General features: G+C 62.1%; 8 protein-coding genes. 3 read left to right on the top strand and 5 right to left on the bottom strand.

All coding sequences use genetic code 11. The annotated features are described in order from the left end of the window. Positions 1-88 precede the first annotated feature (88 nt). From MSG32_RS15750 to purL, 3 genes are all read right to left on the bottom strand, one after another. Positions 89-910 (bottom strand): crotonase/enoyl-CoA hydratase family protein, encoded by an 822-nt coding sequence (locus tag MSG32_RS15750; RefSeq protein ID WP_248380621.1) that lies wholly within the window; start codon positions 908-910, stop codon positions 89-91. Between the two features lie 213 nt (positions 911-1123). Further along, the gene (locus MSG32_RS15745) at positions 1124-2770 is read right to left on the bottom strand and encodes an FMN-binding glutamate synthase family protein (protein WP_199852285.1); all 1647 of its coding nucleotides are present in this window, start codon (positions 2768-2770) and stop codon (positions 1124-1126) included. 401 nt (positions 2771-3171) lie between these two features. After that, a complete protein-coding gene (gene purL / locus MSG32_RS15740) occupies positions 3172-7086 on the bottom strand; it encodes a phosphoribosylformylglycinamidine synthase (protein WP_248380619.1) in 3915 nt (1304 codons plus the stop codon). Positions 7087-7258: 172 nt separating this feature from the next. On the opposite strand from purL, the gene mltF reads away from it, so the two are divergent. Together mltF and MSG32_RS15730 are read left to right on the top strand one after the other, a co-directional pair. Further along, positions 7259-8752 carry a membrane-bound lytic murein transglycosylase MltF gene (gene mltF, locus MSG32_RS15735; protein ID WP_082388806.1) on the top strand — a complete coding sequence of 498 codons (1494 nt, stop codon included), beginning with the start codon at positions 7259-7261 and terminating at the stop codon, positions 8750-8752. Positions 8753-8834: 82 nt separating this feature from the next. Continuing rightward, positions 8835-10790 (top strand): diguanylate cyclase, encoded by a 1956-nt coding sequence (locus tag MSG32_RS15730; RefSeq protein ID WP_107335978.1) that lies wholly within the window; start codon positions 8835-8837, stop codon positions 10788-10790. 79 nt (positions 10791-10869) lie between these two features. Here MSG32_RS15730 and tadA read toward each other — a convergent pair whose 3' ends face one another. Beyond that, complete coding sequence (gene tadA, locus MSG32_RS15725; protein WP_248380615.1) at positions 10870-11316, bottom strand: tRNA adenosine(34) deaminase TadA; 447 nt, start codon at positions 11314-11316, stop codon at positions 10870-10872. Positions 11317-11516: 200 nt separating this feature from the next. Between tadA and MSG32_RS15720 the strand changes: the two genes are divergently transcribed. Further along, a complete protein-coding gene (locus MSG32_RS15720) occupies positions 11517-12362 on the top strand; it encodes an acyl-CoA thioesterase II (RefSeq protein ID WP_248380608.1) in 846 nt (281 codons plus the stop codon). Positions 12363-12513: 151 nt separating this feature from the next. On the opposite strand, the gene MSG32_RS15715 is transcribed toward MSG32_RS15720, so the two are convergent. Then, on the bottom strand, positions 12514-12792 hold the full coding sequence (locus MSG32_RS15715) for a hypothetical protein (protein WP_248380607.1): 279 nt from the start codon (positions 12790-12792) through the stop codon (positions 12514-12516). Positions 12793-13457 lie beyond the last annotated feature (665 nt).

Genomic DNA, 13457 nt, shown 5'->3' with positions numbered 1-13457 from the left:
GGGACAATGCCCCCATTATCCGCATCAGCGACTGCAGCGGCAAAGTGGGTGTGGATAACCTGAGCCCGTCAGTCTTGGCCCGTCAGGGTCAGAAGCGCGGCGCGCGCCCCTCGAGCTTGGCCTTGATGCACTCGGTCTGCTCCGCACGCCCCAGCAGCGAGGACTGCAGTTCTGCTTCAAGCGCCAGCGCCTCGGCTTCCGGCGCAGCGAGGGCCTCGTCATAGAGACGCGTGATGGCGCGGATGGCGCTGGGAGAGCGCCCGGCAATCTGGCGCGCCAGGGCCAACGCCTCCTCCTGCGGGCTGGAGATGATGCGCGTGACCAGGCCGGCACTCTGCGCCTCGCTGGCCTCGACCTTGCGCCCGCTCCACGTCAGCTCGTGCAGCCAGTCCGGTCGTACGCCACGCGCGGTGACGCTGATGCCCATGTCCGGAATGATGCCCCAGTCAATCTCGAGCACCGCCAGACGCGCATCAGGATCACACAGCCGGATGTCCGCCCCCAGCGCGATCTGCAGGCCGCCACCGAAGACATTGCCATGCAAGGCGGCGATGACCGGCACCCCGACATCTCGCCAGCCCAGCGCCAGCTGCTGCACGGTATTGCGCTGCGGCGCACAGCCATTGGCCCCCGCGACCAGCAACTGCGGCACGCGGGCGGCGTCGCCCATGATGGCGGCGATATCCAGCCCCGCACAGAAACTGGGCCCCTCGCCGGACAGCACGATGGCGCGCAGGCCTGATTCCCGGGCGCGGGCATGCAGCTCCTGCTGTACTGCCAGCAGGGCATCGATCATCTTCCAGTCGATGCCGTTGTGCTTGTCAGGGCGATTGAGGCGCACGTCGGCGACATGCTCACTGATCGAGAGGGTCACATAACGTTCAGGCGTGAGGTGGGTAGCGTCAGACATGGCGGTCTCCCTGCGACGGATAACGAGCAAGCACGCGCTCGAACGATTTCACGACAGTGCCGAGCGATGGCACTCATCCAGTGATAAACCCAAAAGGCGCAGGCAACCACACTGCGTTCGTCGAGCTGCCCGCGGGCATGACTCGCTACGTCTCAGTGTGACTGCCTGCGCCCGGTTGTTGAACGGTCGTTTGGTCGCAGAGGTGACGATTGTCTACTCGCGCTTGGCGCCCGAGACCTCCGACAGCGATCGCGGCTGGAAGCTCTCGGCCTGGGCCATCGCCCAGACACGACGATAGAAGGGATAGTCATCCCCTTGCGTCAGCAGTGCGCCCTTGGTCAGGAAGGGATGCAGGTGCGAGAACAGCTTGACCTCATTCTCGGAGACACGATGCACCAGGTGGTCCGGGGTGATCTGCCAGGGCGTGTGCAGGCCCGCCGCCGACAGGATCTCGGCCAGCGCATGCAGGGTGTTGTGGTGGAAATGACGCACCTGATCGGCCTTGTCTTCCACGACCAGCGATTTCTGGCGCAGATCATCCTGGGTGGCGATCCCCGTCGGGCACTTGTTGGTGTGACAGCTCAGTGACTGGATGCAGCCCAGCGCGAACATGTAACCGCGTGCGGCATTGACCCAGTCCGCGCCCAGTGCCATCACGCAGGCGATATCGAAGGCACTGATGATCTTGCCGCTGACCCCGATGCGCACCTCATCACGCAGCCCTGCGCCCACCAGCGAATTGTGGACGAACTGCAGCCCTTCACGCAGCGGGGTGCCGAGGTGGTCGGTGAATTCGGTCGGTGCGGCGCCGGTGCCGCCCTCACTGCCATCGACGACGATGAAATCGGGCACGATCCCTGTCTCGAGCATCGCCTTGACGATGGCCATGAACTCCCACGGCTGCCCGAGGCACAGCTTGAAGCCCACCGGCTTGCCACCCGACAGCTCGCGCAGGCGCTGGATGAAGCTCAACAGCTCAAGCGGTGTGGAGAACTCACCGTGGTTGGACGGCGAGATGCAATCCTTGCCCATCGGAATCCCGCGCGTCTCGGCGATCTCCTCGCTGATCTTGCTGGCCGGCAAGACGCCCCCGTGGCCGGGCTTGGCACCCTGGCTGAGCTTGATCTCGATCATCTTGACCTGCTCGCTGGCCGCCTGACGGGCAAACTTCTCGCCATCGAAGCGCCCTTCCTCGTCGCGGCAGCCGAAGTAGCCACTGCCCAGCTCCCAGATCAGATCGCCCCCGAATTCGCGGTGATAGGGACTGATGCTGCCTTCGCCGGTGTCATGGGCGAAGTTGCCCAGCCTGGCGCCCTTGTTCAGGGCGCGGATGGCATTGGCGCTCAAGGAGCCGAAGCTCATCGCCGAGATATTGAACAGCGAGGCATTGTAGGGATGCGAGCACTGGGAGTTGCCGACGTTGAGACGAAAGCCCTTGGGGTCCGGCACGCTCGAGGTCTGCATGGAGTGGCCGATGAACTCATAGCTGTCGGAATAGACATCGAGCAAGGTGCCGAACGGCTGGGAGGAGTTGTGCTGACGGCCACGCGCATAGACCAGCTCGCGCTGCTTGTGGGAAAACGGCAGCTGATCGGTGTCCGACTCGAACAGGTACTGACGCATTTCCGGACGCAGCGCCTTGAACAGGTAGCGCATGTTGCCGATCACCGGATAGTTGCGACGCACGGCGTAATCCGGCTGCTGCATGTCGTAGATGCCGACGGCGACCAGAAAGGCCATCAGCAGCGTCAGCGGCCATATCCAGGGCGTCAGCTCCGACAGCCCCAGGCAGACCAGCAAGCCGAGGACACAGAGCCCGAAGACGGAGTAGCGAGGTAACAGCGACCATTTCAGTTTCATCAAAGCTTCCTTTGCCAGCGAACAGCAATGTCAGGGCTGTCGTTGTGGGAGGGTCTGGGGTTGTGAGCAAGAGTCGCGACCACGGGTTGCGCCCAGTGCGGCGGCCACGGAACACACCATGCCTGTCAGGCAGGCATCATCATCGATGGCGATGGCGATGGCGATGGCGATGGCGACATCACGATGACGCCAGCCTGCCGCATGCCGGGCCGAGTGTCCTGCTCAACGGTGGAATCCGCTGTTGAGCCAGTCGCACCACGGTGCTCTCGGCATGTCTATAAACAAGAAGACGCCCTCGTGGCGTGAACCACGAAGGCGTCTCCCGGTACTGCATTTCGCCACTGGTGGCGTGCGCCAGCCTCATCGACCGAGGAGGCCGAGTCGCTGGCGCGTCACGTCGCTCAGTCAACCCAGCGACGGGCATTGCGGAACATGCGCAACCAGGCGCCATCCTGCTGCCAGTCGTCCGGACGCCAGGAGTTGGTGACGGCACGCGCCACGCGCTCCGGGTGCGGCATCATGATGGTCACGCGACCATCATCGGTGGTCAGACCGGTGATACCGGACGGCGAACCGTTCGGGTTGGCCGGATAGCGCGTGGTGGTCTGGCCGTAGTTGTCGACGTAACGCAGCGCGACCTGGCCGCTGCTCTGCATCTTGCGCAGGTGCGCGCTGTCGCGGAACTCGGCACGCCCTTCGCCATGCGCGATGGCGATCGGCAGGCGCGAGCCTTCCATGCCATCGAGGAACAGCGAGGCGCTCTTCTCGACTTCGACCATCGCGACACGGGCCTCGAACTGCTCGGACTCGTTGCGCACGAAGCGCGGCCAGGCCTCGGCTCCCGGGATCAGCTCCTTGAGCTGGGAGAGCATCTGGCAACCGTTGCAGACGCCCAGCGCGAAGCTGTCGTCACGGTTGAAGAAGCGCTCGAACTGTTCACGCGCACGCGCATTGAACAGCACCGACTTGGCCCAGCCACCGCCGGCACCCAGCACGTCACCGTAGGAGAAGCCGCCACAGGCGACCAAGCCCCGCATGGTGTCCAGATCGACACGCCCTTCGAGGATGTCGCTCATGTGGACATCGACGGCCTCGAAACCGGCACGGTCGAAGCTTGCCGCCATCTCGAGCTGACCATTGACGCCCTGCTCGCGCAGGATCGCCATGCGCGGACGTGCACCGGTGTTCAGGTACGGCGCCGCGATGTCCTCGTTGACGTCGAAAGTGGCCTGGGCGGTAAGGCCCGGGTCACGCACGTCGTTGATGGACTCGAATTCGCTCTTGGCGCAATCGGCGTTGTCACGTGCGGCCTGCATGCGATAGCTGGTCTCGGCCCACAGGCGCTCGGCACTGGCGCGGGTGGTGGAGAGCAGGTTCTGGCCCAGCAGCGTGATGTTGATCTGCTCATCGGCACGCGGCGTGGCGATCACGCCACTGTGCTCGAGGCCCACGGCCTTGAGTTCGGCGAGGATGGACTCGGTATGTTCGCGACGCACCTGCACCACGGCACCCAGTTCTTCGGCGAACAGCGCGCCGGTGGCCTGACCCGGCTCGGCGGCGGTCCAGTCGAGGGAGATATCGAGACCGACACGTCCCGCGAAGGACATTTCCATCAAGGTGGTCAACAGACCACCGTCGCTGCGGTCGTGATAGGCCAGCAGCTTGCCTTCGACATTGAAGCGCTGGATGGCCTCGAAGAAGTGCTTGAGGTCTTCGGGCTTGGCAAGATCCGGCGCTTCATTGCCGACCTGACCATAGACCTGCGCCAGCGCGGAGCCACCGAGACGGTGAGCGCCATGGCCAAGATCGATCAGGATCAGGTCCGTTTCCACGGCCTCGCCATTCAGCGTGCGACGCAGCTGCGGCGTGAGGGTACGCATGGCATCGGTGACCGGCGCGAAGCCTGTCATCACCAGCGACAGCGGCGCGGTGATCGACTTGTCTTCGCCGTTCTCGTCCTGCCAGGCGGTGCGCATGGACATGGAGTCCTTGCCGACCGGAATGGTCAGGTCCAGCGCCGGGCACAGTTCCATGCCGACGGCGTGGACGGCCTCGTAGAGCGCCTGATTCTCGCCGGTGTGATCGGCAGCGCTCATCCAGTTGGCGGACAGCTTGATGTCAGACAGCTTGGCGATCGGCGCGGCGGCCAGATTGGTGATCACCTCGGCCACGGCCAGACGCGCGGACGCCGCCGGCGAGATCAGTGCGACCGGCGTACGCTCGCCCATCGCCATCGCTTCACCGACATGGCTGTCGAGGGAGCTGGTGGTGACGGCGCAATCGGCCACCGGTACCTGCCACGGACCGACCATCTGGTCGCGCGCGACCATGCCGGTGATCGAGCGGTCGCCGATGGTGATCAGGAATTTCTTGGAGGCGACGGTGGGCAGCTGCAGCACACGGGTCATCGCTTCGCGCGGGTCGAGGTTGTCGAGGCCCAACGCCGGCAGTTCCAGCGTCTGGCGCTCGAAGCTGCGTGACATCTTGGGCGGCTTGCCGAACAGCACATCCATCGGCAGATCGACCGGACGCGTATCGAAGTGACCATCCTTGACGATCAGCTCGTGCTCCTCGAGGGCTTCACCGACCACGGCGTACAGGCAACGCTCACGCTCGCACAGGGCTTCGAAGGTGGCCAGATTCTCCGGCGCCACCGCCAGCACGTAGCGTTCCTGGGATTCGTTGCACCAGATTTCCAGCGGGCTCATGCCGGATTCGGCGCTCGGCACGGCGCGCAGATCGAACAGGCCACCGCGACCGCCATCCTTGACCAGCTCCGGCAGTGCGTTGGACAGACCGCCCGCGCCGACGTCGTGGATGAAGCAGATCGGATTCTTGTCATCCAGCGCCCAGCAGCGATCGATGACTTCCTGCACGCGACGCTCCATCTCGGCGTTGTCACGCTGCACGGAGGCGAAATCGAGGTCTTCGCTGGAGCTGCCGGAGGCCATGGAAGAGGCAGCACCGCCGCCCAGACCGATCAGCATCGCCGGGCCGCCCATCACGATCAGCTTGGCGCCGACCGGAATATCGCCCTTCTCGACGTGCTGGCTGCGGATGTTGCCGTAACCGCCGGCGAGCATGATCGGCTTGTGATAGCCGCGACGCTCGATACCGCCGGCACCGAAGGCATCCTGCTCGTAGGTACGGAAGTAGCCGTTGAGGTTGGGACGGCCGAATTCGTTGTTGAACGCAGCGCCCCCGATCGGGCCTTCGAGCATGATGTCGTAGGCGGTCTTGATGCGCTCCGGCTTGCCGTAGTCGTGCTCCCACGGCTGTTCGAAGCCCGGGATGCGCAGGTTGGAGACGCTGAAGCCGGTCAGACCCGCTTTCGGCTTGGAGCCGACACCGGTCGCGCCTTCATCACGAATCTCGCCACCGGCACCGGTCGCGGCGCCCGGATAAGGGGCGATGGCGGTCGGGTGGTTGTGGGTCTCGACCTTCATCAGGATGTTGATCGGTTCCTGATGGTAGGTATAGATGTGGCCTTCGCCTGTCGGGAAGTAACGCCCGGCAGTCGGACCTTCCATCACGGCGGCGTTGTCACTGTAGGCGGACAGCACGCCATCCGGATGATGCTGGTAGGTGTTCTTGATCATCTTGAACAGCGAGTGCGACTGCGCTTCGCCGTCGATGGTCCAGTCCGCATTGAAGATCTTGTGGCGGCAATGCTCGGAGTTCGCCTGAGCGAACATCATCAGTTCGATGTCGGCAGGATTGCGGCCCAGAGTCTTGAAGGACTCGACCAGATAATCGATCTCGTCATCGGCCAGTGCCAGACCCAGGCTACCGTTGGCCTTGGCCAGGGCTTCGCGGCCACCGCCGAGGATGTCGACATGGGCAAGCTTGGCAGGTGCCTGATGCTGGAACAGACGTGCCGCGTCCTGAGTACGGGTCAATACCGTCTCGGTCATGCGGTCGTGCAGTCGGGAGGACAGCGTGGCGAAGAGCTCTTCGCTCAGGGGCGCGTCCAGCTTGATGCGGTAGGCGATGCCACGCTCGAGGCGGCGGACTTGCGGCAGGCCGCAGTTGGCGGCGATATCCGTGGCCTTGGAAGACCAGGGGGACAGCGTGCCGAGGCGGGGGATGACGAGGAAGAGATGTCCTTCCGGAGCGCTCTCGTCACGACTGGGGCCGTAGTCCAGCAGGCGCTCCAGTGTTGTCCGATCGGAACTGCTCAGTTCACCATCGACCTCGGCCAGATGAAGGTACTCGGCATGAAGAGATTCCACCTCCGGCACCAGCTCGCGTAATGCAGCCAGTAGACGGGTGTGACGGAAGGCGGAAAGGGCAGGCGCGCCTCGCAGTTCGAGCATGGTCAGGGAAAGCCTCTGAAGCAGCGTGAACGGACAACCGCCAAACGGCGGCAGCAAGCGCATATCATACGTGAAAGGCGAGCCTTAACGAAGCCCGCAGGCGACATGCGTTGGATGACAGTGTGTTGAGCTGCCGGTATGGTGGAAGCCCTGCCGTGAATGATGCTGACGCATGCTCAAGACTTCGCCCTCTTCTCTCATTCCGCCCGTGCGACAGCTGCTGCGCCACGCGCGGCGTTTCCTCGTCGCGGCGCTGGCCCTCGCCTTGCTTATACTGCCCGAGCGCACCCTCATCGAGATGCCCACGCGGCTGGACGATGTCCGCGCGCGCGACTTCATTCAGGTCGCCACGCGCAATACCCCCACGACCTTCTATCGTGGCCGTCAGGGGCCTACCGGTTTCGAATACGAGCTGGCACGGGACTTCGCCGATTATCTTGGCGTGAGTCTGTCAATGGATTCCGAGCACAATATCGAGAGCCTGACCCAGAGCGTGCTCAATGATCAGGCCGATCTTGCGGCCGCGACCCTGCCGCTGGATCTCTCCGAACAGGACCTGCGCTTCTCGCGCCCCATCCTCGAATTGCAGGCGATGGTGGTCTATCGCCGCGGCATGCACCCGCCCAAGGAATTGAAGGATCTGGTCGGCAAGCGCATCGGCGTCATCAAGGGCGCCGGCACCAGCCTGGTACTGCGCGAAGTCCAGCAGGACATCCCCGAACTCAGCTGGAAGGAAACCGGCGAGCTTGAGGTGGCGGACCTGCTGCAACGCATCGAGGAAGACAAGCTGGATGCGGCGGTCGTCTATGCCCATCAATTCAAGCTCAATCGCCTGTTCTTCCCCAATGTGGAGAACGGCTTCGACGTGGGCGATCCTCTGACGCTGGCCTGGGCCTTCCCCGCACATGGCGACATTTCATTGCTGACCGCCGCCAATGATTTTCTCGAGACACGCCGCCAGGATGGCACTCTCGATCAACTGGTCGAGCGCTATTTCGGCCATGATGACTATCTCGAGTATGTCGGCGCACGCACCTTCATCCGCCAGGCACGCGACCGCCTGCCGCGCTATATCGATACCTTCAAGGAAGCCGCACGCGAAACCGGTATCGACTGGAAACTGCTGGCCGCCACGGGCTATCAGGAATCGCACTGGCAGCCCAAGGCCACCTCTCCCACAGGGGTGCGCGGCCTGATGATGCTGACCAATGTGACGGCGCGCGAAATGAAGATCGCCAACCGTTTGGACCCCGTTCAGAGCATCGATGGTGGCTCACGCTATCTTGTGAGTATAAAGGGACGCTTGCCAGACGAGATCAAGGAACCGGATCGCACCTGGATGACGCTGGCAGCCTACAATGTCGGCCTGGGTCACCTGTTTGACGCCAGACGGATCGTGAAGATGAAGGGCGGCGACCCGAATCGCTGGAAGGATGTCCGCGAAGCCCTGCCCTTGCTTCAGAATCGTGAGTGGTACCAGAAAGTCCGTTATGGTTATGCACGCGGCGGAGAACCTGTCATCTATGTCCGCAATATCCGTCGTTATTATGAAATACTGAATTATGTTTACCGTAGCCAGCAGCAGTTCTATCAGCTGGATGAGCGTCCGATTACCGACGACGAAGGCGACAGCAATCCCTTCGATACAGTGCCTCCGATTCTCTGAGGATGGAGTTCGGACCGTCAGCACTCCGGTGCCTCAAGTGCACGCATCTTCACCACGCATCAAGAGCCTCTAAGGACAGGGAATGACACGCAGACTCGTCTTGATGTCGCTAAGCCTGATCGCGTTCGGCATCGCCTTGCTGGGGCTCTGGCCGTCTGCCGGCAATGAAGCCAATGCGCTGCTGCTGATGATGTTGACCCTGCAAGCCGCCGGCCAGGCTGCCTGGCATTGGCGCAATACCTCCCTCAGCCAGCTGTTCCTCAGCGCCTCATTGATCCTCAATATCCTGCTGATCTGTACCTTCCTGCTACCGGAAAGCTGGGTGGGGGTGGACCACTGGGGAGACCTGCTGATCAATCTGCCGGGCGATTGGCACATCGCCAATATCCGCCCGCCTATCCTGATCCTGTTTGCCTGTTTCGGCCTCACGACCTGCGCCCTGTTGCGCATGCGACTGGGATTCGGCTCTGCCATCCAGCTGACGCAAGTCACGCTGCTGTTGCTGTTTGCCATGATGTCCGACGCCAGTCTTTCCGTCGCCAGCATGGTGCTGGCAGGCCCGGAACGCATCACGCTGACCAGCTTCGTCAGTCTGCTGTTGATCGCTCAATGGATCGATCTACAGCCGGCATTCATGCAGATGTGGCGCCGCAATCTCATACCGCTGATCATTTCCTCCTCGATCACCCTGGTCTGTCTGCTCGCCTGGCAGCAGCAGAGCCAGGACGAGAACAATCGCATCAACCAGTCGACCTACGTACTGGGCGACAAGATCGCCACGGAGCTGTCTCGCGAGATCAACGACCAGCTCAATGCGATGCGGCGCTTCGCCGGTTTCTGGAGCCTGATGGGGCAGACACCGACGCGCGGAGAATGGCAGCGCCTGGCACGCAGCTATTACAAGGATTTCGATTACTTCCAGAACATCGCCTTCATCGATCCGGACAGCGTGGTTTCGCGCGTCTTCCCGGACAAGGGTCGCAATCATGATGTGCTGGGCGTACGCCTGCTGGATGCTCAGCCGGACACGCCGCTGCGCAATCCGCTGGAACTCGGCATCGAGGGCCATACCGGCATCATCGACCTGATTCAGGGCGGCAAGGGCATGGTGTCCTACCTGCCGGTGCGCGATCCACGTGATGGCACCATCCTGGGGGCGATCGCCATGGTGGTGGACCTGGCCCCTCTGCTCGACAGGGCCATGGACACGGCACGCAATGAGGCATTTGCGGTCACCCTGTCAGAGCGCGGCAACATCTATATCCATGTCGGCCCGGAAAGTCGTCTGGCGCCCTGGGGGCATCGCATCCCCATCGAGCTGCCCGCCACCGACCTGACACTGGGCCTGCAGCCGACACAGCAGTTCCTGGCGGCCACTCGTGGCCGCCTGCCAGAGGTGACGTTACTGACGGGCATGCTGCTGGCCTACCTGCTCTTCCTCGTGATCTACATGTATCGCCGCGTCTCGCAGGAGCACGGCATCGTCAAGAATGCCAATGATGCACTTCGCGAAGAGATGGTGCGGCGAGAGCGACTGCAGAACGAGATCCAGTGGCTGGCGCGTCACGACGAGCTGACCCAGCTGCCCAATCGTCGCTATTTCCTCGAGCAGGTGCAGAGCTTCAGCGGTAAGATGCCTCTGACGGTCATGATTCTGGATATCGACTTCTTCAAGACGATCAACGACAAACTGGGACACTTGGAGGGAGATCGCTACCTGCAGAAGATTGCCGCCGTCTCACGGGCACCCGTGGAGTCTGCCGGCGGCATACTGGCGCGCTTCGGTGGCGAGGAGTTCGTGGTGTGCATTCCGGAATGCCCGCGCGCGGTAGGCCGCACTCTGGCGGAAGAGCTGCGGCGTGCCGTGCAGGCTGCAGGACTGCCGCAGCCCGCCACGGACAGCGTCGTCACGGTATCCGTGGGCATGGCATGCGTGGCGCGCGCTCCGTTGCGGCTGGATGCACTGCTGCAGGCAGCGGATGAGGCGCTGTATCGCGCCAAGTCCAGTGGTCGCAATCAGGTTCAGGTCGCTGCCTGACGACTCACGGAGACCAACACGATCGCAACGCGGAGGACCTGCGCGGGCGGATCTGAGCGGAAGGTTCAGCATGAAAGGATCAGCTCGGAAGCTCACCGCGCCGCTCAGCGAAGAAGGACTTGAGCAAGCGCTTGGCGTGAGCGGCCAATAGCCCCCCTTCCACCACGACGTGATGGTTATGCCAGGGCTGTGCAAACAGATTGGCACGCGACTCAACCATGCCGGTCTTCGGCTCTGCCGCCCCGTAGACGACCCGCTTCACCCGCGCGTGGATCAAGGCGCCACTGCACATCATGCAGGGTTCCAGCGTCACATACAGCGTGCAATCGTCGAGACGATAGTTGCCGAGTCGGGCCGCCGCCGCGCGCAAGGCCTGCACCTCGGCATGTGCCGTCGGGTCCGGGGTGCTGACCGGCGCATTGTAGCCAGTGCCGATGATGTCGCCCTGAGGATTGACCACCACCGCGCCGACAGGCACCTCGCCAGCCTCGAATGCCAGCCGCGCCTGGTCCAGCGCGCGGTGCATATAGTAATGATCCCCACGCGGCCCACTCCGGGCCTGCGGCGCTATCGCCAACTCGTCACTCACCGTTGTTCTCCGGTATCCTGAAGCCATTGTTTCGCTCACCATGATAACGGCTTGGCGCTCGCGCTTCCTCCTGCATTGCCACCCCGCGCGGTCTGGCACTGCTCCGAGCGCCTGCCCCTCAGTACAAGGATAGATCCATGACCCAAACAGCCACTGCGCCTCTTGAGGCACTGGTCACCCTGCTGGGTCTTGAGACCCTGGAAGAGAACCTGTTCAGAGGGCACAGTCAGGACCTCGGCTTCCCTCAGCTGTTTGGCGGGCAGGTACTCGGACAAGCGCTGTCCGCAGCGACACGCACGGTACCGGTCGAACGCCAGGTCCACTCTCTGCATGGCTACTTCCTGCGCCCGGGCGATGCCCACAAGCCTGTCATCTATCAGGTTGATGGCGTGCGTGATGGCGGCAGCTTCACGACTCGACGCATCAGTGCCATCCAGAATGGCAAGACCATCTTCTTCTGCAGCGCCTCCTTCCATGGCAAGGAGGCAGGCTTCGAGCATCAGCTCGCCATGCCCGATATCGAATCCCCAGAGCAGTTGATCGAACAGGGGGCACGTATCGAGCGCTATGAGGGCCACCCCATCGAGTTCCTGCGCCTGAAGGCGCCGATCACGGCGAGTGATGATGACGCCTGCCCCCCACCACGCCAGCGGCTGTGGTTCCGTCTGGCAGGCGAGCTGCCGGAAGATGATGCCCTACATCGCTACCTGCTGACATACAGCTCCGACTTCAACCTGCTGGCGACCGGCCTCGGCGGACATGGTGTGCGGTTCGGTTCGCCCGAACTGCAAATGGCGAGCCTGGATCACTCGCTATGGTTCCACCGCGATGTACGCGTCAATGATTGGCTGCTCTACGAGATGGATAGCCCGTGGGCGGGAGGCGCACGCAGCTTCGCTCGCGGTAGTCTCTATAACCGGCACGGCGAGCTGGTGGCATCCAGCGCCCAGGAAGGCCTGACACGCCTGCGAAAACGTCCCTGAACGAATCGCCCTGAGCGAATCGTCCTGAACAACGATGCCCCTCTTGAGACATTCTCAAGAGGGGCATCGTCATGTTTGGCTGCGTCTATCTACAACCTACAACACTAAGAGTAGCGCACTGCGACTCACTATTATCGCGTCAATAGGGGAGTCACTTCAGTGCTGCCCTGACGCGCGTGCAGTTTTCATCCCGATAGCGCTGCTTGTAGTCATTGCGCTGGGACTGCCAACTTCGCATCTGGCCCGACGACCCGCCGCCGCGACGCCTATCGGTATAATATTCGATCTTGTCCTTGATGAACTGACAGCGCTCTATCTTTCTCTCTCGCTCCCCGGCAGATGCCATTTCTGATGACATCAGCCCCAACAAAAGAGCCATCATTCCTGCCAATAGAAGTCTTGATGAAGAATATGAAATGCTCCTCGCCATGTCGCCTCCTTGCGCCTGTTCATGGCTAACTTCAATGAGTGATATTCAATGACAGCGCAGACACCGAGCAGGTGCAGCAACAGCAAAGATATCTCCCGATAAAGATATCTCTCAACAGCGTGGAATGCCTGTCGATCAAGTACACTCAATAGAGCGTCAAAACGCTTTCCCAGTGATACTGATCCATAGACAAAGATGCCTCTATCACAGAAGTGATAGAGGCATCTTTGTCTCATATAGCTCATGTGGCTATGTCTTGTGCTATACGCATTTACCCCAGCACGGCAGTTCTTTTGCGCCAACGCTTCCTGAGCACCACTTTTCCTGCGCACAAAGAGAACCGTCCCTGTAGCAAGGCTACAGGGGCGGTCCGGTATAAGTGCCTGGCGAACTTTTCATGACTGTCATGGGGCGGCCATCCGCGACTCTTGCAGGGAGAAACCCTACCTGGCGGGGCTATCACACCAATGATCTAGCAGCTTTCATCAGCAATTCTCGGCACACTTTGCTTGCACGAGGCTTTTTTGCGCCAATTTTTTCTGCGCACAAAGAGAACCGCCCCTGCAGCAAGGCTACAGGGGCGGTTCGGTATAAGTGCCTGACGATGACCTACTCTCACATGGAGAAACTCCACACTACCATCGGCGCTAAGCGGTTTCACTTCC

Origin of the sequence: Cobetia sp. 1CM21F (genome assembly GCF_023161745.1) — a bacterium.
Classification (GTDB): Bacteria; Pseudomonadota; Gammaproteobacteria; order Pseudomonadales; family Halomonadaceae; genus Cobetia; species Cobetia amphilecti.
The sequence above is the reverse complement of the archived record's forward strand: the minus strand, read 5'-3'. Positions and strand labels throughout refer to the sequence as shown.